We start from the raw sequence: 21,992 nt of genomic DNA, 5'->3' as shown, positions 1-21,992 counted from the left end.
TTAACTTGCGTGAGGTATTAAATTTTGTCTGAAATTGATTGGGAGAAATATTGGGAAGAGTTAAAAAGCAAACTCAGCCCCTATAGAAAAATCGCGTGGGAACCTCAAACACAAGAGCAAGTGACTGAAATATCAGATTCTAAATTTTGTGGAATGCCACTACTTACAGCAGAAGGCTGGCCTGAGTGTGGAAATTGCAATGAACCTATGCAACTCTTTGTACAATTGAATTCTAAAGATCTCCCAGAGGCTTCAAATACCCCTTTTGGAGATGGAATATTACAAGTTTTCTATTGTGTTAACGAAAATTCAAGCTGCGAGGCTGACTGTGATACGTGGGCTGCAAATTCAAAAGCTATACTATTAAGGATATTGCCACTAAATACTCCGGCTCAAACAGAAGTTACATTAACCCCTTCTTCAGATTATCCAGAATTAAAAATAACTGGTTGGGAAGAGTTAGAAGACTACCCAGATACATTTGAGCTCGAGGAGTTAGGTGTAGAGCTATCAGAAGACGAAGAAGATTTTCTATGCGAAGACGAAGTTCCATTCTCAGGTGAAAAGTTACTGGGGTGGCCGCATTGGGTGCAGGGAATTGAATATCAATCCTGCAAGATATGTAATAAACAAATGTAGTTTATCTTTCAAATAGACTCCTCAGGAAATATTCCTTATATGTTTGGAGATTCTGGATGCGCACATCTTTCACAGTGCACAGAACATAAGGAACAATTGGCAATGGCATGGGCTTGCTGTTAATAATGGAATTAATATGATGCCCTTTATACAAAGCTATTTACAAAAAATTATTATAACCTTACTGGAAAGACCAGAGTGTTTTATACAAAATTGAACAAGAAATCTATAGCCTGGGGCTTGATTAGTTTCAGTATTCTTTGGGTCATGCTGACTCTGATGATAAATTTTCTAGACGTTCCACTTAGCGCTACAGGGGTACTCCTAGTTTTATCGTCCATTCTCTCAGGCATAGTGGTGGTAAAACGTGGTGCTCAGGCCTCTTTAACCAACGCTGCAATCTCTGGTGGCATTGCTGGATTGCTTCTATATATCTTGACTGTTCCATTTTTTGGTATGGAGCTGTGGAGCCTGATTTATTCTTTAGTAGTTACTACGGGGGGATTTGTGGTAGGTGCTACTCTTTGGCTGGGCGCCTCTTTTTTTGTAAAGCTACACAACTAAGCCTCCTCTTTACTAGGGAATAGCACATAAAACAAGTTTGTCCCAAGACAATTGAAAATTTAGGTAAGTAATAAAAACTGATGTCGCAGAAAAAACTGCTTTGATAGTTCAGCAATCAAGTATGATTATGGGTTCACACTTGTACTATCTCATAGAAGTTTTAGATGAAAAAGAATTCATAAGTATATGTAAAAAATTCGGAAAGGTAATGAGAGAAGCTCATTTGCAAATACTTGATCCAATATGGAAAGCCCACCCTGAGCTATTAGCTGAAGAACTGGGTGGAGAATACAAAATTGATAAAAATATGTATTTATAGCTTCAATCGCTTGTTAAAAAATATGCATACAATGACTCGGAGTCCTAACTTGAAAAACCGTACACACGCCACTCTGAACTCCCAGTAAACTATTTGCCGTTTATCACTACACTATGCCGCATGGAACACATGACTCCACATGAATTTATCAATAGCCTTTTAGAAGCCTGCCCTGATATCGACTCGGAGTGGCAGGAGCACCTTGATTTTTGGGACGGTGATATTCCTGGATTCTATAATGACATAAGCGTAATCGTTCATTACGTACTTTCAAAATATAGAGATAATGACTTTCAGGATCTTGAAAATGTAGCCTTAGTTGTTGACCTTGGTCTTAACTCAGGGAATCCAGAAACATCGGAGCTTGCATTAATTGGGTTTCTTGAAGGTATATTATTCGTCGGATCACATGAAAATCTATCTCCCATAAATCATAAGCACTGGTTGCGTGAACGATCCTATTGTGCACTTGTCAACTTGAGCGAGGCGTTCGAAAGTCTAAATAACAAGTAACGACAGCATTACTTACTACAGATATTAGGTCTAGCGTACCAGCTTCTTGCCAAATAATTTCAAATAATTATTTAGCCCCAGTGATACACTATATAAGGCGCCCATTTATTTAAAACTCACTAGAAGTTTGTGCGCAATGATGAACCAACGCATATAAAACAAGGAATGAAATCGTGCTAAAAAAGATAGCGCTTCTCGCACTAGCTACAATGATCACTGCCTGTGTTTCACCTATTCCGTTACAGGAGCAGTCCGCAAAAGCAGAGTACACAACTAAAGAGCCTGTTTTAATTTCTGTTATTGATCAGCGTAAACGTGTTCAAGAAGGGAAAGATAAGAACTTTATAGGAAAAGCCCACGTTTCATTTGGTATCCCGGTCGATTGGCATGTTAATCAGGTGTTAGCTACAGAGCCGGGAGATAAAGAAAAGAATCTGGCTCAGTTTCTACAAAGCCGATTGACTCACGGCTTGAATGAAACGGGCTGGAATACCACAGCAGTAGATTTAGATGAAGTGCCGAGTGATGAAGCCATCAAAGCCTTGATGGAAGAAAATAACACCGAAAAAATGATTAGTCTTGTGCTTAATGAGTGGTATTTCAGTGTTAACTTGAACTGGGTTTCAGCATTCAACTTCGACACAAATACCGACATCCTCGTATACACCCTGGAAGAAGGGAGGTTACTTGCCAAGAATATTGCTGAAAGGGATGTCGTTGATGAGCAGGCTAATGAATCTCCACAAAACAATATCTTGCGAGCCTATAAAGCCCAGCTAGATCAGATTGTGAATGATGAGGAAGTTCGCAACGCAGTATCGTTTGATCAATAAGCGGAAATTGATTTAGACGCTTATAAAACAAAAAAGGCTGTGGGGATTACCCACAGCCTTTTTTTAATATGCTTTTCAGCACATTCGCTCTATTAGTCTTCAGACTCTGAGCGATATGTGTCTGCATCCAGCATATTGTCCAGCTCGCTCACGTCGGAGGGCTTGATGCGGAAGAACCAGCCATCGTCGTAAGGAGAGGAGTTTACAGTTTCCGGAGCGTCTTCCAGAGCTTCATTGACAGCAACTACTTCACCGGAAACCGGGGAGTAGATATCGCTGGCAGCTTTAACGGATTCAACTACACCCGCCTCGTCACCAGCAGCCAGGTTGGTGCCCACTTCTGGAGTCTCAACGTAAACCACATCACCCAGGGCATCTTGAGCGTGATCGCTGATGCCGATGGTTACGGTGCCGTCCTCTTCCAGGCGTGCCCACTCGTGGCTGGAGAGGTATTTCAATTCATTGCGGATTTCGCTCATGCTGTTATCCCTTGATTAAGCATCTAAGTTTATTGTCTTAGTGACGCGTACACCTCTGGGCGACGCTTAAATAACTGACTTGCCGTTGCGTACGAAGCAGGGCTTAACCACCTTGACTGGCTGCAGTTTCTTACGGATTTCCACCTGTGCGGTATCACCAACACTCACCGGAACTCGCGCCAAGGCGATAGAGTAACCCAGTGTGGGGGAGAAAGTGCCGCTGGTAATGATACCCCGGTCATCACTATCGTCTACCACTACCGGTTGACCTGCGCGCAATACACCGCGCTCTTCAAGCACCAGGCCTACAAGCTTGTGCTTAACGCCATCGGCTTTTTCCTGCTCCAGAACACCACGGCCGATAAAGTTGCGGCTCTCCGGTGCCCAGGCAACCGTCCAGGCCATGTTGGCAACCAACGGAGAGGTCTCATCGTCCATCTCATGCCCGTACAGGTTCATACCCGCTTCCAGGCGCAGGGTGTCGCGTGCACCCAGTCCACATGGAGAAACGCCCGCTTCGGCCAAGGCGCGCCAGAAACCACTGGCGTCTTCACCCGGCAACATAATTTCCAGGCCATCTTCACCGGTGTAACCGGTGCGCGCTACGAACCAGCCACCCCGGGCAACGCTTTGGAAAACTTTTAGTGCATCAATCGCGGCAGTCCAATCAATGCCCAAAACCTCTTTGGTTTTCTCGATGGCATTGGGGCCCTGGATAGCGACCATCGCTACATCCGGGCACTCTGTCAGGGTCACATCGAAGGACTCTGCCTGCTTGCGCATCCACGCCAGGTCTTTCTCGCGAGTTGCACAGTTAACAACCACTCGGTAGCCGGGATCGCGCAGGTAGACGATCAGGTCGTCAATCACACCGCCTTTGTCATTGAGCATGCCGGTGTAAAGGGCCTTACCCGGGTTGCCATCCAGCTTGGCCACATCATTGGCCAGCAGGTAGCGCAGGTAGTCGCGGGCCTGGGCGCCATCTACGTCGACCACGGTCATATGGGAGACATCGAACATCCCCGCATCGGTGCGCACCTTGTTGTGCTCATCCAGCTGCGAACCGTAGTGCAGCGGCATGTCCCATCCACCGAAATCCACCATTTTGCCGCCCATAGCGACATGCGTGTCATACAGAGGAGTTCTATTTCCCATTTTTAAAATCTCAGTCCGTCAGGTTCCGAAGCGGCGTATTCTAGCGGCTTGGGTACCGGCCTTGCCAGCGGGGCAGGCGCGGCAATATATATGCTCTGCAAGCCTAGCAGGCATTGGTAGTAAAACCTGTCCAGGTTCACAGAGGCCGTCAAAGATTCCGCTGGCGCTCTATCCTGCTTTCGCTCACGTTATGGAATCGGGCAATACCCAATACCCACTGTGTTGGGCTAGCGCAGAAATGATCATTTTTCAACCAATGAAGTTCTTATCAGTCGCTGCCCCGGTCGCGCCCTTGACCAGCCTCTTCCGCGTTCTCTTCCGCGTTTGCAGATTCGTCGACTTTAAGGCCGTACTTCTTCGACCTCCAGCGCCACAAACGCTTAGCCAACTCCTGACGGTCGGGTGTTTTATCTGCCTCGTCGACAATTTCTTCCCCGAGCAGGGTCTCCAGCAGATCCTCCAGGGTCACCAAGCCCTCGAGACTGCCATATTCATCCATAACCGCACTAATCTGCACGCGGCGGGACAGCATTTTCTGGAACGCTTGGTAGATAGTGGCTGTTTCCGGCAGGATCAACATTTCACGGCGATAATCCGCCAGAGTTTTCTGGTGCTCACCTTTGGCGTAGGCCAGCAATAGCTCCTGTCGCAATACAAAACCCACCACACAATCCGGGTCGCGATTTTCATAGACCGGGATACGGGAGAAACGCCCTTTCTCTGCATCCTCGTAGGCCTCTTCCACAGTAATGTCCTGCGGCAGGGAGAAGACCACTGTGCGGGGAGTCATCACTTCGCGCACGGAGTGGTCCCGCAGGGTGAAGAACAGGTTGCGCAGGATGCTGGACTCCCGCTGCTCTAACTGCCCTTCGGCCTCGCCAATTTCCGCCATAATGGCAAACTCATCGCGGCTGAAGCCCGTCAGGGTTGGGCCGTGGGACAGGCCTTTGGTCAACCACTCGGACATTTTCACAAACGGGTGGAGTAACCAAACCAGGCCGCGCAATACATAAGCGGTGCTTGGGGCCAATTGGCGCCAGTACACGGCTCCCAGTGTCTTGGGGATAATTTCGGAAAAAACCAGGATCAACAGGGTCAGGATCGCTGAGGCGATACCCAGGTACTCGTTGCCAAAAACCGCTGCAGCCTGGGCACCGGCACCTGCAGCACCCGCTGTGTGCGCAACGGTATTCAGGGTGAGGATAGCGGCCAAGGGGGCATTAATATCGGATTTTAATTTGCGCAGCAAAGACCCCGCTTTATGCCCCTCCCGCTCCATCAGACGCACGTATGGGGTAGTTACGCTGAGAATAACTGACTCTGCTATCGAGCACAGAAAAGAAAAGCCAAGGGCAATAAAAACGTAGGTTATCAGTAAAATCATATAATTCAGGTTGAAGCGGGATAAGAGTTAAATTTTCGCGCACCACCAGCAACGCAGTAAACCAGCGCAATCAAAAAACCAGCAAAAAAGCCTCCTAAATGCGCAGCATTGGCGATGCCGATCCCAGTAAAATAGGTAATCACTCCAAGAACGCACAATATCATCCACACAATCGCCAGGGTTATAATACCCGGGGGTATATCTCTCCATGCCGGTTGCCAACGCTGCATCACCACAGCAAATCCGACCAGCGTGTATACAACACCCGACATTCCAGCGAATATCACCTCGGGCTTCCAGGCATATTGGGATAAATTAGCTGCAATCCCGCCGAGCAACACCAGAAGGCCATAAATAAATGGCCCTCCGCGTGCTTCCAGTGGACGCCCAAGTATCCAGATAGCCAGAGCATTGAACAGGGCATGCTGAAAAGACAAGTTGATGATTGCAGGAGTCCACAATCGCCAAAACTCCCCTCTCTCCAAGTGCCACATTAAAGACGACTGTGAGAAAAGTGGGCCACCACTGGTATCTGGATATATTAAAAGCGGGGCAGACAGATTATTGGAATGTAAAAACCAACCAAAAAAACACAGGCCGATAAGCAGTAAACTAATCGGAGTTTTATCCATTGGGAAAGTCGGTAAAAATGAGGGGCTTACAGGTGCTTTCTCTTTTGGTGCTTGTCCCTCTTCACCCGGTAAATGGTCGCCGCCCTCTGGTTCTGCCTTTGTTAGCTGAACTCTGTCCAGATCAACTAATCCCCGCTCCCAATCTTGCAAAAGCGGCTTCAGCAATTCAGCTATCCCTGAATCTGTCGTCAACAAAGCCTGCTGATTTTCTTCCTCAGCAATTCTCAATGGCAATTGGTAACGCTGTATTAAGCGAAAAAGCGCGCTGAGATCCTTTGATATAGGAAATGAGTAAACAGTAATCCAGTGACTCAATTGAAATTAACCTTTTTTACCGACGGCAAGGCTTTTAATTCCCCTATGCCTCTGGGAAAAGCCACTTAGTAGATAGGTAAACACCAGCAACTTCTCTGACACCCCCACTGAGCACTTTCTCCCGATCCATTTTTACGGGGATAGCTAATTTAAACCGCCATAGCCCGCATAATAATCCGCTTCTTTAACATGGGGCTGGCATCTACCATGCTCAACCCAGTGTTACGCAGCCAGCGCCAGTGCACATCGCCAGCACCGAACAAAGACTTAAAGGCACTCATCGCTTTCATAGTGGCGGCGTTGTCGCCGCGACGGCGGCGTTCGTAGCGGGCCAAAACTGAAGAGTGAGAGGGCTCCAGGCCGCGTGCCATAGCGCGGTCAATTTCATCTGCCAGCACCCGTACATCCTGCAGCCCAAGATTTACACCCTGGCCCGCGAGGGGGTGGATACTGTGGGCGGCGTCTCCCACCAATACAGCACCAGGGCCACGATAACGTTCCGCATGGCGCGCGCGCAGGGGGAAGGAAAAGCGCTCACTGACGGATTCCACTTTGCCCAAACGGCTCTCAAAGGCTTTTTCCAGGTTCAGGGCAAAGGCCTGGTCATCCAGCATCAATAGCTCCTGCGCCAACGCTTCATCCGCAGACCAAACCACGGCACAGTGATTGTCATCCCCCAACCCCGCGAGAGGTAAAAATGCCAGTGGACCCGTTTGTAAAAAGCGCTGCCAAGCGGTGTGACGGTGAGATTTCTCACTGCGCGCGACACACACCAACGCAGTTTGATGGTAATCGGTATCCTGGGAGCGGATATGCAGTAAGTCCCGCACTTTAGAGCGGGCGCCATCGGCACCGATTAACAGGCGGGTGCGCACTATCTCAGGTTGCTCACGGAGGCCATCCTCTTCATTTAAGCGATCTTCACCGCGGGGCTGTAAATGCCAGAGTCCGCAGTCGCGCCACCAGCTCTCCAGGCGAAAACCATTGACCAACTCCACGTTGGGTAGGGTTTCCAGCCGTGCTCTTAACGCGGCGACAATGACATTATTCTCGACGATATGACCGAGATTCGGCAGCTGCACATCGCGGCTGTTAAAGCTTACTGAGCCGGTTCCATCTGCATCCCAAACCCGCATTTCCACATAGGGGCAGGCGCGGCGGCTGGCAATATCATCCCAGGCTCCCACCTCTTCGAGCAGCTCGCGGGAGGCCTGTGTCAGGGCCACCACGCGGGGTTCATACTGCGGTGACAATTGCGGCGTTGTTTCCGGGGACGCCTCCAGCAAGGCCAGACGCATGCCCGGGTGCCGAACTGCCAGCAGCGCTGCCTGGGCCATGCCCACCATGCCCGCACCCACAATGGCAAAATCCAAACGATGTCTGTTCATAAAAGCCAATTCCGCTGAAGTGGCAGTAGCCGTCCCCGACCCTGCACCTTTTAAAGCCCAAATCCCGCCGCTTGACTGACAAATTCCCGGCGCAGCGGCGGGACCATTGTAAGGCCGAGCATTCCCAACTGACGAATTCCCTGTTGCAGCCAACCGGAAGAGGAAAACAGTGTGGGAATACGGTCACTGAATCCAATCGTCAATTGCTGGTCCAGCTGGCGCATCTCTCCGTATTCCTGCAGGAAATCGAGCCGCCCTGGCAATGTATCCGACGTCACTGTCGACAGGGCTTGCGCCAATCCATAACAGTCCCGCAGAGTCAGGTTAAAACCCTGCCCTGCTACTGGGTGCAGAAAGTGGGCGCAATTGCCCATCAACACCACATTCCGGCGCCACTGTTCCTGGGCGATCGATAAACTCAGTGGATACCCCTGAACGGCTCCAACCTTAATAAAACGTCCGGCACGCCAGCCAAATACCTGCTGGAGTTTTTTCAGGCGTTCAGCCTCAGGCATTACACCGACACGCTCAGCCTCTGCTTCCTCGCAAGCCCACACTAGTGCCGCGCGGTGCTGCCCTTCTCTATCTGGCAGCGGTAAAAGTGCCATGGGCCCCATTCGGGTGAAGCGCTCGTAAGCCACACCTTGGTGAGGCTGTTGCAGAGCGACCGTAGCGACCAGCGCTCTCTGAGAGTACTTAACCGAGCTGATTTCTATTCCCAGCTGGCGGCAAAGGGGAGAGTTCACCCCATCGGCAACGACCACCAATCCGCAGGACAGCGCCTGATCGGGGGAATTATCCTCGGATCGCCACAACAGGTTTGCGCCCGCAGAGGTCATGGTAATGTCAGTAACCTGCGCCGGCGCTAATAATTGGGTGGAAGTGCTAGTCAGTGCGCAGTGGAGAATCGGGCCCAGCGCTGCATTTTCTATTACTGCGCCCAGAATGCCCTCAAAGTTGACTCCCTGTCCCTCACGGGTCGAGAGGGCGGCGCCAAATGCATGCCCCCGATCACTCACATGAATACGATCAATCGGGGCGCTATAGGCTTGCAGAGCAGGCCAGAGCCCAAGCTCCGCAAATAACTGCAAGCTGCCTGCGGCAATGGCCGTGGCTCGCGTGTCGAAACTCGGCAACTGAATACTGGCAGCGGCATCCGGCAGTGCTCTCTGCTCCAGGAGCACCACACTGAGTTGAGGACAAAAATGTGACAACATTAATGCCAGGCTGGCTCCCGCCATACCGCCACCGACAATGGCCACATCTACTTTACGCGCCGACTCACCCATCCCAATTCCCCCTTTGATTATTCGGCATTGAAATATTATTGGCCGAACAATCCAACAATCACTTCTAACGGGTCAGTAAGTCCCGCCCGTGAAGCATGGTGTATTCAATATCTTCAATCGCTTTTGGAGCCGCTGCTGAGAGGATCTGAGGCCCTCTATTGGTAAGTGCGACATCATCTTCGATTCGAATCCCGATCCCGCGAAATTCTGCGGGAATACTCTCATCGTCCTCTGGGACATAAATTCCGGGTTCGACCGTCATTACCATTCCGGCTTCCAGCTGGCGCCAGGCTCCATGAATGCGATAATCACCCACATCGTGCACATCCATGCCCAGCCAATGGCCAACCCGGTGCATATAAAACTGCCGATAAGCGCCAGACTCTATCAACCCCTGGGTGTCGCCTCGCAACAGTCCTAAATCGACCAACCCCTGAGTGATTACCTCAACACTGGCAGCGTGGGGATGATCCCAGTGATTGCCCACTGAAACCTGTTCAATCGCCACTTGCTGTGCCGCCAAAACGATCTCATAAAGTGCGCGCTGCGGTCCGCTAAATGAACCATTAACCGGATAGGTGCGAGTAATATCGGCCACATAACCACGGTACTCACACCCCGCATCCACCAGCACCAAGTCCCCATCGCGCAACTGGGCATTATTACTGCAATAGTGCATCACCAACGCATTGCCACCACCCCCAACGATAGTGGGGTAGGCTGTTTCCCGGGCTCCGGAGTCGACAAAGGTATGCAGGAGGGCAGCCTCCAGCTGGTATTCGTAAAGGCCCGGCTGGCATCGGGTCATAGCCCGGCTGTGTGCCTCGGCACTGATTTTCGCCGCCTGCTCCATTAAGCGAATTTCCTGGGCCGACTTAATCAGCCGCATTTCCCGCAACTGGTAATCGAGGTCGACCATTTCCGGTGCACCCCCGGTATTCGGTGCTGCGGTAATCCGCTCCAGGTAATTGCGGAGTCGCTTATCCAAATGGGCGTAGCGGCCCATGGGGAAATAGAGCAGCTCGCGCCCTTCTAGCAGCCCCGGCAAAATATCATCGAGATCACCGATGGGAAATGCATCGTTCAAGCCGCACTGCTGCACCGCGCGCTCCGGCCCCAGGCGCGGGCCATCCCACTTTTCTTTTTCCGCATCGCGCTCGCGACAGAACAACAAGGTTTCTCCCTGTGTTCGTCCCGGCACCAAAACCAGCAGCGCTTCCGGTTCATCAAACCCAGTGAGATACAAAAAATCACTGTCCTGGCGAAACGGAAAATAAGTATCCCGGGAACGCAGTTGCTCCCCAGCAGATGACACGATTGCCAAACTACCTGCGGGCAATTCTGCCATCAGGCGGTTGCGTCGGCGGGCGTACTCAGATCGACTGATTCCCGCTGTGGTTTTCGGGGTCTTAGACATCAGTGAATGGTGGGCTCGCTATTGGAGTCCTTACCCTTTACCTCAGTAAATATATTGAGTACGGCTACGCGCACGTATTCCTGCAGTTCCACCAGTTGCAGCTCAGTCTCCTCACCCTCTTCAACATGCTCGGCATCCAATTGGGCGATGGCACTAATATCTTTTAAAGCTTCATCACTGGTGGGCATCAATTTTTCCCGGGCCCCGCCGACACCAAAGCCGTGCAGGAACCCATCGCACCAATGACCCAGCGCCAGAGCGCGGGAGACAACATCTTCGTCATCGCACAACACCAACTGAAAATCGAAGTTAGAGCCGTCGAGCTGCTTGTGGCTTTCCTCAGTCAGCTGGAAAAAATCCCGATTGAGATCTGCCGGCACCGCCTCCACATCGAGCAATCCGGCCAGCTCATTCTGCCAACGCTGTTTGTCCGGTCGCTCGCCCGCCGCCAAAATGCCACAGATAAAACCGTGCAATTCACTGGGATCAGCCTGCCCCCCAGCTGAGAGAATGGCGTTGGCGAGGAGTTCAAATCGGCTAGCTTCAGAAGTCATGGTTACCGTACAGCTTTTTGTAAATTAGGCTTTTCAATCCGGCCGTCACACTGGTGCCAAACCGGGAATTTGAGGCATTAAGAGACAATTTTGTGATTGTCCGCGCAGGTGCAGCGATTGACCCACCAATACGCCGGCAATATAGTAGCGGAATCCCTCGCAGTCTGTCGTGTTGCGAACTCAGACGTCGACCTCAAATGCAGGAAATATGGATAAGCTGCAAGCGCTAGAAAGCACCGTGGATTCACTCATTGCCCGCTGTCAACAATTGGCGGATGACAATCGTGAATTACGCCGGCAGGAAGCCGACTGGCTGCGTGAACGCCAGCGCCTGATAAAAAATAACGAGGCCGCCCGCTCGCGGGTAGAAGCTATGATTAACCGTCTTAAGGGGCTAACGCAAGATACCTGATGTCTGAAACCGCATCACCCTCCGAAACTGTAACTGTTTCTATTCTCGATAAAGAGTACCGTGTCGCCTGCGCGGAAAGCGAGCGTGCCGGACTACAGGCTTCGGCACACCTGCTACACGAACGCATGTCCCGCATCCGCGCAACAGGTACTGTCATCGGCTTAGAGCGTATCGCCGTAATGGCAGCGCTTAATATTGCCCACGAGCTTATCCAGGCGAAAGCTGAGCTCAGCTCCATTCCCCTGCAAGAGGAAATGTTGGAGCGACTTACTGATAAGGTGCAAAGTGCACTGGGCGAAATAGACTCGGAAGAAAAACTTCAGGAGTAAGGTGACAAGAAGCCACTTTCTGCTACCGGTCACTTCATTTAAATTTCTGGTTAACAGCCCCCCGCTCTACAAGTTATAATTGGTTCATACCCTGGGGTGTTGGCCAGCAGACTATGTCCTTGAGCCGATAATCTTACCCCGGTGGTTTCCAGCGGGTGCTGGTGAGCAAGTCCGCCTTGTAGCGGAAAGCCTTATGTACTCCGGATCCCACCACCTTGAACCTTACGGTTCAAGGCTCCGTCTACAGCCGCACACTCGGGGTACCCTATTTCTTCACGCTCTTCTCTTCCCACAATGACTGAAACCAAAACGCAACTGCGCCGCCGTATGCGCGCGGGGCGACGGGAACTCAGCGCCTATCAACAGCGTTTGCATGGCCGTGCAGCCATCACTCTCCTGAGCCGTATCCCACAAATGAATCGAGCAGCTCATGTCGGTATCTATTGGCCGACTGATGGCGAGCTGGATGTCCGCTACCTGCTGCAACGTTTTCCACAAAAACATTTTTATTTGCCACAGCTGCCGGCAGAACCACACCCCCACCTCCGGTTCAGGCGTTGGCAAGGCGAACCCCTGGCTTTTCGCAATCGCTATCGCATTCCGGAGCCTGTGCGCACAACTTACCGCGCTCCCAAGCTCCTGGATCTTGTTTTGGTTCCTCTGGTCGCCTTCGACCCCAGCGGAGCGCGCTTGGGTATGGGGGCCGGTTTCTACGATCGGACTTTTGAGCGCAAACAGTTATTACCAGGCACTGGACCACAACTTATCGGCGCGGCGCACCATCTACAATGTGTGGATAACCTGCCCACAGACAATTGGGATATTCCACTGGATATGGTGGTTACAGAGCAAAGGATTTACCGCTGCCGCTAAAAAGTGGATAGTGGAGCACAAAAAAAGCCGGACACCTAAATGTCCGGCTTTTTTTGTGTTTGCTCGTGGGCAGAGCGCCCCCCCGGCATCAGCCTAACGGGTAACCACTCCCTGTTGCAGAGCAGCCGGCGGTTCAGCTTCGGAAGAAAATACCTCAGATAAACCACTGGTACTCAACAGAACGCCCGCGACAAAGACAACCACAGCGATTGTCAGCGCATCGGCTTTCATTGGGACCATCCTGTACGATAATTTTGTTTTTATATGCGTTTCGCCCCGCTTATGACCAGAGCCACAGCAAAAGTTCCACGCGAATAGACAATACTCAAGAAGCGGCGTAATAGTAACCGTTTATTGGATATTTTATGAGTTTTTTGTCTCAAAATTAGACAAGCAAGTTCGACAAAACAGGATTTGCAGTCTATACACGTTTCGATAAATGAGACGTCTTTCTCAGGTATCGGGAAGCGATGGTTTAAGCGCCCAAAAATAACCGATAAGCCGGATTCTGTGTTTCATCCCAAAAACGAAATTGAAGCTGGTGTAATAGTGTCTGTAGTTCGTCCCTCGCTGCCGGCTCCACCTGCAATCCCACAAGAACACGCCCATAAGCTGCCCCGTGATTGCGATAGTGAAACAGCGTTATATTCCAACGCCCGGCGAGATGCTCGAGGAACTTGCGCAAGGCCCCCGGGCGCTCGGGAAATTCAAAGCGGTAAATGACTTCGTCGGGCAAGCCCGGCACTCTACCTCCCACTAAATGGCGAATATGCAGTTTCGCCATTTCGTTATCGGTAAGATCGGTAACCTGATAATCTTTGGACTCAAGCTGACTGACCAATTGGCTGCGGTCTTCCTCAGATACCACCTGCAAACCCACAAAGATATGCGCTTCGTTATCACTGGCAAAACGATAGTTAAACTCAGTAATTGAGCGGTCCCCTAAATCCCGGCAGAACTGCAGGTAACTTCCCGGTTGCTCAGCAATTTTTACTGCGAGGACCGCCTCGCGCTTTTCACCGATCTCAGTGCGCTCACTAATGTAGCGCAGGCGATCAAAATTAATATTGGCTCCACTGCACACTGTGGCGAAGGTGCCATTGCGATTGTCGTTTTGCTCCAGATATTTCTTCAGCCCCGCCAAACCGACGGCCCCGGCCGGCTCAGCGATAGAGCGTGTATCTTCGAATATATCCTTAATGGCCGCACAGATTTCATCGGTACTAACAGTGATAACCCCATCCACGGTTTCGCGCAGAACCCGGAAGGTCTCCTCACCGATTTGTGCAACGGCAACACCATCGGCAAACAAGCCCACCTCCGCTAGCCGAGCGCGCTCGCCGGCTTTCAGCGCGGCCTCCAGACAGGCAGCATCCTGCGGCTCTACACCGTAGACTTTGGTTTCCGGACGTACATATTTGATATAGGCGGCCATACCCGCAGCTAAACCACCCCCTCCGACCGGAATAAACACCGCGTCCAGGTTACCCGAGTGCTGTCGCAGCATCTCCATAGCCACGGTGCCCTGGCCGGCGATTACATCGGGGTCATCGTAGGGGTGGATAAATACCAGCCCCCGCTCTTCAACCAGCTCGCGAGCCCTCGCCGCCGCTTCATCAAAAGTATCCCCATGTAGCACGACTTCGGCACCGCGCATGCGCACAGCACTCACCTTAATTTGCGGGGTGGTTTTGGGCATCACTATAGTGGCGCGCACTCCCATTTGGGCAGCGCTCAGGGCAAGCCCCTGGGCATGGTTACCCGCCGATGCAGCAATCACTCCCCGGGCCCGCTCCTCGGCGGGCAACTGCAGGAGCTTGTTGTATGCCCCTCGAATCTTGAAGGAAAACACCGGCTGCAGATCTTCGCGCTTCAACAGAATCCGGTTGTTAAACCGATGGGAGAGTTGGCGCATTTGCTCCAATGGCGTCTCGGTAGCGACATCGTAAATACGTGCGTCTAAAATGCGCTTGATATAGGACTTGGGCATGACGTGTTTGACGGCCGTAGCGGTTAATTACTGTGCGCGACTCAGCGTAGACTAATAGCAGGGTTACAAAGGCCCTGTGTGAAGCGCAGCACCGGCATGACAGTCTAAGCCTTGAGAAGCACATTTGCCACAAAAAACAACCAGACGCGCTTTTTTTTATCGTCAGATACAAATTAAGGCGAAATAATTGCAAAGGAAACTATCCAGAGTATGACCCAGGATGAATTGAAACAGGCGACAGCTCGCGCCGCTATCGACTATATCGCCCCGCGCCTGGAGGACAATTCCATTGTCGGCGTAGGTACCGGTTCCACAGCTAACTTCTTTATCGATTACCTGGCGGAGATCAAAGGTACCTTTGACGGTACTGTGGCCAGTTCTGAAGCCTCCGCACAGCGACTCAAATCCCACGGCATTCCCGTTTATGAGCTTAATGCCGTCGACAGCATCCAGTTCTATGTGGATGGTGCCGATGAAGTGAATCCGGCCCTTGAAATGATCAAAGGTGGTGGTGCTGCATTGACTAGAGAAAAAATCGTGGCGGCCTGCTCTGAAGAATTTATCTGCATTGCCGATGAGAGCAAGTGGGTAAAAGTCCTGGGAGAGTTTCCCCTACCGGTTGAAGTTATCCCCATGGCACGCTCGCTGGTTGCCCGGGAGCTGGTTAAACTGGGCGGTGATCCGGTTTATCGTCAAGGTGTGATCACAGATAATGGCAATGCCATTCTCGATGTATACAATCTGCGTATCGAACACCCCACTGTCCTTGAAGAAACCATCAATAACATTACCGGTGTGGTGACCAACGGTATCTTTGCCAAGCGCTCCGCCGATATTTTACTGCTTGGCACCAGTGCCGGAGTGAAGACCATTACCGTTTAAACATGTCGTAAATAGTTATGCACAAAAAAAATAAAAAATGCGGACTGCTGGTTTTGCTCAGTGCTGTTGCACTGAGCAGCGGCTGTGCAACCGCACCTCCAAGTAATCTCGACAACGTCTGCTCTATTTTCCAGGAAAAAAAGAAGTGGTACGGCGAAGCAAAAGACGCGGAGGAAAAATGGGGCTCTCCAATTGCAGTGATGATGGCAATCATGCACCAGGAATCCCGTTTTGTGCATGATGCCAAGCCCCCGCGCACCAAGATCCTGGGCTTTATCCCCGGCCCGAGGCCTTCCGATGCCTACGGTTATCCCCAGGCTCTGGGGACCACTTGGCGCCACTACCAAAGGTCTTCCTTTAACTACGGTGCCGATCGGGATGATTTTGGCGACGCCATCGATTTTATCGGCTGGTATAACAACACCAGTGCACGCCAGTGCCAGATACGCGCCAATGACACCTACAGCCTTTACCTCGCCTACCACGAGGGGCACGGTGGTTTTAATCGGCGCACTTTCCAGAATAAAGCCTGGCTAAAGAATGTATCCCACAAGGTATCTGCCAGGGCGCAAAAATATCAGCAACAACTCAATAGCTGCGAACAGTCGCTGAAAAAACGCAAGAAATTTCTCTGGATTTTCTAGCTGATCACAACGACCGTTAGTCGCAAGGCCCACCTCGGTTTAAATCCGGTGCAGTTTTCCTGCATTATGAGCGGCGACAGCCGCTCGCTAAATTTTATGACCTCACAACCACTCCAGGAAAAATTCTCCTTGCTGGCGGAAAAAGGCGCTACAAGGCGCCAGAAACTGACTACGCTGAAGACTAATAGCTACCCGCTTTAGACTTGGTACAGGTCACTAAAGCTCCGCCACAAGCATAAATTTACAGCCCCAACGTGACGCTGGGTGCTCCCTCTGAGAAGCAAAAGCGTCCTTATACTTTTTGGAGTGCCCGATGAAGCTCTTTTTGAAATACCTGGCTGTATTGGCAATATCACTCAGCGTGCCGATGACCTTCGCACAACCTGCTACCAGCCAAACAACCGCCCCCAAAGCTTCGTTTAGCGAACCGCAGCTCAAGCAATTTGCCAACGCCTATCGCTCTATCGTGATGCTGAGTCGAGAATACGCTCCCAAACTGAAAGCGGCTGCCGATATCAAGGAAGCGGAAGCGATCAACAAAGAAGCACAGGGAAAAATGATCGCCGCAATTGAAAAAGCCGGCCTTTCCAAAACCAAATACCAGGAAATTGCCAACAGCATTAAATCGAATCCCGCCCTACTGGAGAAAGTGAACAAAATTCTTCAGCAAAGCCATGCGCCACAGCAGTAATCCAACTTTGTGAGTGGCGCTCTGATCAGCTCATTGCGTCACTCAAATCCAGCTTTACATCTAACACCTGGCAAATAATCGGCAAATTGGTTTTCACCCAATTCTTGTCAAAAGACCCCCAATCACGCAGCAGGTAGTAGCCGTCATTGTGGCGCACGCCCTCCTGAATGAACTCTACAACTGTGCCATGCCCCGGCAATCCTTTCGCAATAATGTCCTGCACCGTACGGCGAGGCCATCCAGTTGCCTCCTCCAAAGTAGGATTATTGGGACGCGGAATATGCTCGATCAGGTAAGCAATCAACATTCGCCGGCAGATGGTCGGGTTTAACAGACTTGCAACAGACGTCGGTGACATTTGACCAGTCCTTCACTAACGGAATTTTTCCTATTGTTGACGAATATGACTTACAGGTCGAGGAAATAGTGATTCACTATCGCTATCAAACTTTAAAAGAACTGTCAGTCCACAGAGGAACAAGCATAGAAAATTGTTGAGAGCAAAACTGGGATTTTCAGTCGTTAACGCAAAAAATACACATTAAAAGACAGAAATAGACAACTTTTATTCCATAAGCCCATCAAGTTCGAAACTGTCACCACTAATAAAAGCACAGGCAGTTGCATATAAATTAAGCAGAAGCCTGACTTTCTCTCTCTGTTTGCGCATAATCCATACCGTAATACAGCAGCAGACAGAAAATAATTGTGAGGCTGAAAGAGTGGACAATGAAAACCCCAAACTCCGCGAAGCGGGGCTAGGTATTCCCGCCGCTGCGGTAAAGGCCCATCTGGTTGGTGCACAAGCGACCGGACTGGATTGCCAACAACTACTCATCGATAGCGGAATCGCCCCCGCCCAGCTAGATGATCCCGATAGCCGCGTTGGCCGGGAGCAGATGGCCAACTTGTTACGCCTTGAGTGGGATTTTCTGAACGATGAGTCAGGAGGATTCCTGGCGCGCCCTTGGCTGCCGGGCACTTTTGCCATGATGGGGCACGCTTGTATCACCTGTCCCAACCTGCGCCGAGCTCTGCTTCGCTCTAGCCGCTTTATCAGCATGGTGAGTGACGACTTGCACATCAAGCTGGTCGAGGACGGTGAAGAAGCTCGACTGATCATTCACCACACCAATGAAAAAAAATTGCCCAACCAAATTTTCGTCGAATCTATCGCGGTAATCTGGTTGCGCTTTTTTAGCTGGCTGATCGACCGTACCATTTTATTAGAGCGCGTTCTTCTGGCGTTTCCCCCGCCCGACTACAACGAAGACTACAGCGATATGTTCCCTTGCAGGCACTACTTTAACCAAGGTGAAACCTGCCTGGTATTTAACACTCGCTATTTGCAAATGCCCCTGGTACGCGATGAGCAACAGCTGGCAGACTTCCTGTCCCGCGCCCCCGAGTGCCTGTTGACCCAATACAAATCCGACCACAGTTTCACCGGTCGTATTCGCCGTATGCTGCAACAGCAAAACAGTATCGAAAATCTGTCACTGGATGATGTCGCCGCACGTTTATACACATCTCCACAGACGCTGCGCCGCCGCCTCAAAGAGGAGGGCAACAGCTGGCAGGATATTAAAGACTCTGTTCGGCGGGATATGGCGGTTTACCAGTTGAAGCAGCAGGAAACTGCTGTAGCTGAAATTGCCGAGCGCCTGGGCTTTTCCGAACCCAGCGCTTTTAATCGCGCATTTAAAAAGTGGACGGGGCTAGCCCCCGGAGCTTACAGGGATAAATTCCGTAGTTAAGGCGACACTAAAAATCCCGGTCAAAAGACCGGGATTTTTTATAAATGAAATCTACCTTGGAAAATATCCTTCAAAGGGATTCCCGTATCCCGGCTACTCCTGAGAGTTTGTCACTACCCGGATACTAACTCGCTCAACATTAAGGGCTTTTTGGTCCCTCTTCTCTGACATGTCTTCCGGGACAAGCTTAGCCGAGCCCATTCCTGTTGCAGTGATACGATTTGCCGCTATCCCCTTCTTCAATAGAAGTTCTTTCACTACATCCGCGCGTTCTTGGGAAATTTCCTGCTCTGCAATTTCATTGCCCTCACCTTTAACATGCCCTTCAATCGCAATGGTTAAGTTGGGGTTGTCTTGCATGATTTTTGCCAGAGCATCGATATCCTCAGCTGCAGGGTTGGTGATTTTTGCGGTTCCCTTTTCAAAGTTCACCCGCATGGGGAATTCCCGGTCGGGATTGTCTGAAAAGCTCTTGAGATAATCACGTAAATTACTGGAAAAGTTATCGGGGCCCAGTTGCGCTTCCTCTTCCGCTTTCTCAAGGGGGGAATCCCCTACCGGCTGTGAAGCGGACTCCATAAAGCTCGCTTCCTGGGAGGTCATGGAAGGATTACTTTCTGAATTTTCCTTTTTTCCTTTCAACATACACATATTCAATGCGTAGAGAACCACAAGTACCAACAGCAAAGGAAAAAACCAGCTACTGAAACTAACCGGTTTACGTTTTTCTTCGGGCCCCTGAATTGCTGTAGCCCGAGGTTCCTGGGGTTTGGCGTGGCCATGGGTAACCAGAGCGTCTCCCAACTTCCCAAAATCTGGAACGTCGATTGCTTGAAGAAGGTTATCCGGTATATACCCCTGTAAATGCTCCCGCTGCCCAATCAGGAATGAAGCCAAGTCGGAAACATCCATTTTTTGAGCTTTGGCCTGGCTTTGCATCAACGAAGTAACTATCGGTGCGGATACACTCAATAGATCTCCGCCCTCTTTCCCCAAATTATTCGCTGCAACTTCCAGGACCTCTTTTTTACGGCTGCTGAAAATTTTTTCCAGCATTTTCTCACCGATGTCTGTAATTGACTTCAACTTTTCTGGTGAGGAAATAGCGGTGGCGAATTTAGACAAATCCAGCGCTTCACTTTCAGAAATTAAATTAAATAAATAACCCATTCCTGTTTTACTACTGGCCCTGTTCAACATACCAGCCAGTATGTAAGCAACGCCTGAGCAGAGTGCAGCTTCACCTTGCCCTGCCGGCAAATTCAAAGCCTTTGTCAGCGCATCAATACCCCCGGAGCCCAATTGGCCGGTAGCCATATCCAAAACATTATCCGCCATAGCCAAACCTCGCTCACCACCTCAGGGACCGTCAAAGTACATTTATTTGTCCGGGGTCACCCGTGTGTTACCCATTCAAATTTTTCTCAGCTGCCCTGAATCACCCATTACCCTGCCTGACATGGAATTCCTCCAGCCGCAAAGATAATTTAAGTGCCAATTTACCGTGCCAAAATTTCAATAGATTTAGGCGCCTTACTTGAGTGTACGGCAGTACCTCCACATGGTTAGGTTAATTTGGAATAAATAAAAAGATATTTGACTAGGAATTTTTCGGTAGTACCTGGAAGCTGAGTCATCTTCCGTGGCAATTTTTATCATTGAACCCAAGCTGCACCGCACTATGGTAATAAGCGAAACCATAAAATAAAAAGAGGCTAAAACCGTGCCAACCGAAGCCTACATCTACGATGCTATCCGCACCCCGCGGGGCAGAGGCAAATCCAGCGGTGCCCTTCACGAAGTCAAACCTATCACCCTGCTTTCAGATCTCCTGAAAGAATTACAGACCCGCAATAGATTCGACACTGCCAAAGTGGACGATATCGTTATGGGCTGTGTTACACCGATCGGAGATCAGGGTGCCGATATCGCAAAAGTTGCAGCTTTAGCTGCCAATTGGGACTGGGATATCGGTGGCGTAACTCTGAATCGCTTCTGTGCCTCCGGTGCCGAAGCGGTCAATCTCGCCGCTACCAAAGTTCGCTCCGGGTGGGAGCATCTGGTAGTGGCCGGAGGTGTAGAGTCCATGTCGCGGGTGCCCATGGGCAGCGATGGCGGCGCCTGGGCGATGGACCCACGCACAGCAATAGATACTGGATTTGCACCCCAGGGCATTGGCGCGGACTTGATCGCTACACTCGGCGGATTTTCCCGCGAGGATGTGGATAACTTTGCGCTGGACTCTCAGCACAAGGCGGCAGCCGCCTGGAAGCGCGGTGCTTTCGAAAAATCTGTGATTCCCGTACGCGACCAAAATGGCCTGACCATTCTCGATCACGACCAGCTGGTGCGCCCAGATGCGTCCATAGAGGCCCTGGCACAACTCAAGCCGTCCTTTGCCGGGATGGGTGACCTGTGCTTCGACAGCATTGCCATATCCCGTTACCCACAGGTCGAATCAATCAACCATGTTCACACTGCGGGAAATTCCTCAGGCATCGTCGATGGCGCAGCCGCCCTGCTGATCGGCAGTGAACAGGCCGGGCGGGATCTGGGGCTCAGCCCCCGCGCCCGTATTGTCTCCGCTGCGGTGGTGGGCACTGAGCCTACTATCATGCTCACAGGCCCCGCGCCCGCCACTCGCAAAGCCCTGAAGGCCGCAGGCCTGACGGTGCAGGATATTGACCTCTTTGAGGTGAATGAAGCCTTCGCGGCAGTGGTGATGCGTTTCCAACACGAGTTAGACGTGGACCCACAAAAACTCAACGTTAACGGCGGCTCAATCGCTATGGGCCACCCCCTCGGCGCGACCGGTGCAATGCTGATCGGCACAGTACTGGATGAGCTGGAACAACGGCAACTTCGCTACGGCCTGGTCACACTATGTGTGGGCGGCGGTATGGGTGTAGCAACCATTATCGAAAGAGTTTAGG

General features: G+C 51.0%; 24 protein-coding genes, 1 other RNA gene and 1 pseudogene. 14 read left to right on the top strand and 12 right to left on the bottom strand.

Going from position 1 to position 21,992, the window contains the following annotated elements; genetic code table 11:
• Nucleotides 1-24 precede the first annotated feature (24 nt).
• From ACYX4J_RS00850 to ACYX4J_RS00830, 5 genes are all read left to right on the top strand, one after another.
• A complete protein-coding gene (locus ACYX4J_RS00850) occupies nucleotides 25-639 on the top strand; it encodes a DUF1963 domain-containing protein (RefSeq protein ID WP_476177664.1) in 615 nt (204 codons plus the stop codon).
• A gap of 198 nt (nucleotides 640-837) precedes the next feature.
• The gene (locus ACYX4J_RS00845; protein WP_476177663.1) at nucleotides 838-1,203 is read left to right on the top strand and encodes a hypothetical protein; all 366 of its coding nucleotides are present in this window, start codon (nucleotides 838-840) and stop codon (nucleotides 1,201-1,203) included.
• Between the two features lie 121 nt (nucleotides 1,204-1,324).
• Nucleotides 1,325-1,522: a hypothetical protein gene (locus ACYX4J_RS00840; RefSeq protein WP_475709229.1), complete on the top strand. Its 198-nt coding sequence runs from the start codon at nucleotides 1,325-1,327 to the stop codon at nucleotides 1,520-1,522.
• A gap of 129 nt (nucleotides 1,523-1,651) precedes the next feature.
• Nucleotides 1,652-2,035 carry a DUF7674 family protein gene (locus tag ACYX4J_RS00835; RefSeq protein WP_444934380.1) on the top strand — a complete coding sequence of 128 codons (384 nt, stop codon included), beginning with the start codon at nucleotides 1,652-1,654 and terminating at the stop codon, nucleotides 2,033-2,035.
• 173 nt (nucleotides 2,036-2,208) lie between these two features.
• The gene (locus ACYX4J_RS00830; RefSeq protein ID WP_475709228.1) at nucleotides 2,209-2,868 is read left to right on the top strand and encodes a hypothetical protein; all 660 of its coding nucleotides are present in this window, start codon (nucleotides 2,209-2,211) and stop codon (nucleotides 2,866-2,868) included.
• A gap of 92 nt (nucleotides 2,869-2,960) precedes the next feature.
• Here ACYX4J_RS00830 and gcvH read toward each other — a convergent pair whose 3' ends face one another.
• From gcvH to ACYX4J_RS00790, 8 genes are all read right to left on the bottom strand, one after another.
• Nucleotides 2,961-3,347: a glycine cleavage system protein GcvH gene (gene gcvH / locus ACYX4J_RS00825; RefSeq protein WP_444895858.1), complete on the bottom strand. Its 387-nt coding sequence runs from the start codon at nucleotides 3,345-3,347 to the stop codon at nucleotides 2,961-2,963.
• 66 nt (nucleotides 3,348-3,413) lie between these two features.
• Nucleotides 3,414-4,502 (bottom strand): glycine cleavage system aminomethyltransferase GcvT, encoded by a 1,089-nt coding sequence (gcvT, locus tag ACYX4J_RS00820; RefSeq protein WP_445360953.1) that lies wholly within the window; start codon nucleotides 4,500-4,502, stop codon nucleotides 3,414-3,416.
• A 268-nt stretch (nucleotides 4,503-4,770) separates the two neighbouring features.
• A complete protein-coding gene (locus ACYX4J_RS00815) occupies nucleotides 4,771-5,886 on the bottom strand; it encodes a CNNM domain-containing protein (RefSeq protein ID WP_444940548.1) in 1,116 nt (371 codons plus the stop codon).
• Nucleotides 5,887-5,891: 5 nt separating this feature from the next.
• Nucleotides 5,892-6,833 carry a rhomboid family intramembrane serine protease gene (locus ACYX4J_RS00810; protein WP_476177662.1) on the bottom strand — a complete coding sequence of 314 codons (942 nt, stop codon included), beginning with the start codon at nucleotides 6,831-6,833 and terminating at the stop codon, nucleotides 5,892-5,894.
• 149 nt (nucleotides 6,834-6,982) lie between these two features.
• Nucleotides 6,983-8,221, bottom strand: coding sequence for a UbiH/UbiF/VisC/COQ6 family ubiquinone biosynthesis hydroxylase (locus tag ACYX4J_RS00805; RefSeq protein ID WP_413663601.1), 1,239 nt, complete (start codon nucleotides 8,219-8,221; stop codon nucleotides 6,983-6,985).
• A gap of 50 nt (nucleotides 8,222-8,271) precedes the next feature.
• Nucleotides 8,272-9,510 (bottom strand): FAD-dependent monooxygenase, encoded by a 1,239-nt coding sequence (locus ACYX4J_RS00800; RefSeq protein WP_476177661.1) that lies wholly within the window; start codon nucleotides 9,508-9,510, stop codon nucleotides 8,272-8,274.
• 64 nt (nucleotides 9,511-9,574) lie between these two features.
• Nucleotides 9,575-10,927 carry an aminopeptidase P N-terminal domain-containing protein gene (locus tag ACYX4J_RS00795; protein ID WP_476177660.1) on the bottom strand — a complete coding sequence of 451 codons (1,353 nt, stop codon included), beginning with the start codon at nucleotides 10,925-10,927 and terminating at the stop codon, nucleotides 9,575-9,577.
• Entirely contained in the window at nucleotides 10,927-11,481 is a 555-nt protein-coding gene (locus tag ACYX4J_RS00790; RefSeq protein WP_413663604.1) for a UPF0149 family protein, read from the bottom strand. Before ACYX4J_RS00790 ends, ACYX4J_RS00795 begins: the two co-directional genes overlap by 1 nt.
• 169 nt (nucleotides 11,482-11,650) lie before the next feature.
• Between ACYX4J_RS00790 and ACYX4J_RS00785 the strand changes: the two genes are divergently transcribed.
• The 4 genes from ACYX4J_RS00785 (at nucleotide 11,651) to ACYX4J_RS00770 (ending at nucleotide 13,095) form a co-directional block, all read left to right on the top strand.
• Nucleotides 11,651-11,893 (top strand): TIGR02449 family protein, encoded by a 243-nt coding sequence (locus ACYX4J_RS00785; RefSeq protein ID WP_444918431.1) that lies wholly within the window; start codon nucleotides 11,651-11,653, stop codon nucleotides 11,891-11,893.
• Complete coding sequence (locus tag ACYX4J_RS00780; RefSeq protein ID WP_413663605.1) at nucleotides 11,893-12,222, top strand: cell division protein ZapA; 330 nt, start codon at nucleotides 11,893-11,895, stop codon at nucleotides 12,220-12,222. The genes ACYX4J_RS00785 and ACYX4J_RS00780 overlap by 1 nt, the downstream gene beginning before the upstream one ends.
• An 85-nt stretch (nucleotides 12,223-12,307) precedes the next feature.
• Nucleotides 12,308-12,488: non-coding RNA, 6S RNA (ssrS, locus tag ACYX4J_RS00775), on the top strand.
• A gap of 28 nt (nucleotides 12,489-12,516) precedes the next feature.
• Nucleotides 12,517-13,095: a 5-formyltetrahydrofolate cyclo-ligase gene (locus tag ACYX4J_RS00770; RefSeq protein WP_444907015.1), complete on the top strand. Its 579-nt coding sequence runs from the start codon at nucleotides 12,517-12,519 to the stop codon at nucleotides 13,093-13,095.
• A 93-nt stretch (nucleotides 13,096-13,188) separates the two neighbouring features.
• On the opposite strand, the gene ACYX4J_RS00765 is transcribed toward ACYX4J_RS00770, so the two are convergent.
• Complete coding sequence (locus tag ACYX4J_RS00765; RefSeq protein WP_192879435.1) at nucleotides 13,189-13,326, bottom strand: hypothetical protein; 138 nt, start codon at nucleotides 13,324-13,326, stop codon at nucleotides 13,189-13,191.
• A 244-nt stretch (nucleotides 13,327-13,570) separates the two neighbouring features.
• Nucleotides 13,571-15,088: pseudogene (gene ilvA / locus ACYX4J_RS00760) on the bottom strand (threonine ammonia-lyase, biosynthetic); the annotation flags it as partial.
• A gap of 207 nt (nucleotides 15,089-15,295) precedes the next feature.
• Here ilvA and rpiA point away from each other — a divergent pair.
• The 3 genes from rpiA to ACYX4J_RS00745 all read left to right on the top strand — a co-directional run bounded on the left by rpiA (nucleotide 15,296) and on the right by ACYX4J_RS00745 (nucleotide 17,302).
• Nucleotides 15,296-15,967, top strand: a complete 672-nt coding sequence (gene rpiA / locus ACYX4J_RS00755) for a ribose-5-phosphate isomerase RpiA (protein ID WP_282930934.1) — start codon at nucleotides 15,296-15,298, stop codon at nucleotides 15,965-15,967.
• Between the two features lie 17 nt (nucleotides 15,968-15,984).
• On the top strand, nucleotides 15,985-16,611 hold the full coding sequence (locus ACYX4J_RS00750; protein WP_282930933.1) for a transglycosylase SLT domain-containing protein: 627 nt from the start codon (nucleotides 15,985-15,987) through the stop codon (nucleotides 16,609-16,611).
• A 313-nt stretch (nucleotides 16,612-16,924) separates the two neighbouring features.
• The gene (locus tag ACYX4J_RS00745) at nucleotides 16,925-17,302 is read left to right on the top strand and encodes a DUF4168 domain-containing protein (RefSeq protein WP_282930932.1); all 378 of its coding nucleotides are present in this window, start codon (nucleotides 16,925-16,927) and stop codon (nucleotides 17,300-17,302) included.
• Nucleotides 17,303-17,327: 25 nt separating this feature from the next.
• Here the strand turns inward: ACYX4J_RS00745 and ACYX4J_RS00740 are convergent, their stop codons facing one another.
• Nucleotides 17,328-17,660 carry a helix-turn-helix domain-containing protein gene (locus ACYX4J_RS00740; RefSeq protein ID WP_413663608.1) on the bottom strand — a complete coding sequence of 111 codons (333 nt, stop codon included), beginning with the start codon at nucleotides 17,658-17,660 and terminating at the stop codon, nucleotides 17,328-17,330.
• Between the two features lie 364 nt (nucleotides 17,661-18,024).
• Between ACYX4J_RS00740 and ACYX4J_RS00735 the strand changes: the two genes are divergently transcribed.
• Nucleotides 18,025-19,059 carry an AraC family transcriptional regulator gene (locus ACYX4J_RS00735; RefSeq protein WP_282930930.1) on the top strand — a complete coding sequence of 345 codons (1,035 nt, stop codon included), beginning with the start codon at nucleotides 18,025-18,027 and terminating at the stop codon, nucleotides 19,057-19,059.
• 93 nt (nucleotides 19,060-19,152) lie between these two features.
• On the opposite strand, the gene ACYX4J_RS00730 is transcribed toward ACYX4J_RS00735, so the two are convergent.
• Nucleotides 19,153-20,397 carry an OmpA family protein gene (locus ACYX4J_RS00730; RefSeq protein WP_444907014.1) on the bottom strand — a complete coding sequence of 415 codons (1,245 nt, stop codon included), beginning with the start codon at nucleotides 20,395-20,397 and terminating at the stop codon, nucleotides 19,153-19,155.
• 385 nt (nucleotides 20,398-20,782) lie between these two features.
• On the opposite strand from ACYX4J_RS00730, the gene ACYX4J_RS00725 reads away from it, so the two are divergent.
• Complete coding sequence (locus ACYX4J_RS00725; RefSeq protein WP_413663610.1) at nucleotides 20,783-21,991, top strand: acetyl-CoA C-acetyltransferase; 1,209 nt, start codon at nucleotides 20,783-20,785, stop codon at nucleotides 21,989-21,991.
• Nucleotide 21,992 lies beyond the last annotated feature (1 nt).

It is taken from the genome of Microbulbifer sp. ABM4_008 (assembly GCF_056311705.1).
The sequence above is the reverse complement of the archived record's forward strand: the minus strand, read 5'-3'. Positions and strand labels throughout refer to the sequence as shown.

Bases quoted from the DNA above. Each gene is read 5' to 3' on its own strand.
- ACYX4J_RS00840 (WP_475709229.1), top strand. From the start codon at position 1,325: ATGATTATGGGTTCACACTTGTACTATCTCATAGAAGTTTTAGATGAA.
- ACYX4J_RS00835 (WP_444934380.1), top strand. From the start codon at position 1,652: ATGACTCCACATGAATTTATCAATAGCCTTTTAGAAGCCTGCCCTGAT.
- gcvH (WP_444895858.1), bottom strand. From the start codon at position 3,347: ATGAGCGAAATCCGCAATGAATTGAAATACCTCTCCAGCCACGAGTGG.
- gcvT (WP_445360953.1), bottom strand. From the start codon at position 4,502: ATGGGAAATAGAACTCCTCTGTATGACACGCATGTCGCTATGGGCGGC.
- ACYX4J_RS00815 (WP_444940548.1), bottom strand. From the start codon at position 5,886: ATGATTTTACTGATAACCTACGTTTTTATTGCCCTTGGCTTTTCTTTT.
- ACYX4J_RS00805 (WP_413663601.1), bottom strand. From the start codon at position 8,221: ATGAACAGACATCGTTTGGATTTTGCCATTGTGGGTGCGGGCATGGTG.
- ACYX4J_RS00800 (WP_476177661.1), bottom strand. From the start codon at position 9,510: ATGGGTGAGTCGGCGCGTAAAGTAGATGTGGCCATTGTCGGTGGCGGT.
- ACYX4J_RS00795 (WP_476177660.1), bottom strand. From the start codon at position 10,927: ATGTCTAAGACCCCGAAAACCACAGCGGGAATCAGTCGATCTGAGTAC.
- ACYX4J_RS00790 (WP_413663604.1), bottom strand. From the start codon at position 11,481: ATGACTTCTGAAGCTAGCCGATTTGAACTCCTCGCCAACGCCATTCTC.
- ACYX4J_RS00780 (WP_413663605.1), top strand. From the start codon at position 11,893: ATGTCTGAAACCGCATCACCCTCCGAAACTGTAACTGTTTCTATTCTC.
- ACYX4J_RS00770 (WP_444907015.1), top strand. From the start codon at position 12,517: ATGACTGAAACCAAAACGCAACTGCGCCGCCGTATGCGCGCGGGGCGA.
- ACYX4J_RS00765 (WP_192879435.1), bottom strand. From the start codon at position 13,326: ATGAAAGCCGATGCGCTGACAATCGCTGTGGTTGTCTTTGTCGCGGGC.
- rpiA (WP_282930934.1), top strand. From the start codon at position 15,296: ATGACCCAGGATGAATTGAAACAGGCGACAGCTCGCGCCGCTATCGAC.
- ACYX4J_RS00750 (WP_282930933.1), top strand. From the start codon at position 15,985: ATGCACAAAAAAAATAAAAAATGCGGACTGCTGGTTTTGCTCAGTGCT.
- ACYX4J_RS00745 (WP_282930932.1), top strand. From the start codon at position 16,925: ATGAAGCTCTTTTTGAAATACCTGGCTGTATTGGCAATATCACTCAGC.
- ACYX4J_RS00740 (WP_413663608.1), bottom strand. From the start codon at position 17,660: ATGTCACCGACGTCTGTTGCAAGTCTGTTAAACCCGACCATCTGCCGG.
- ACYX4J_RS00730 (WP_444907014.1), bottom strand. From the start codon at position 20,397: ATGGCGGATAATGTTTTGGATATGGCTACCGGCCAATTGGGCTCCGGG.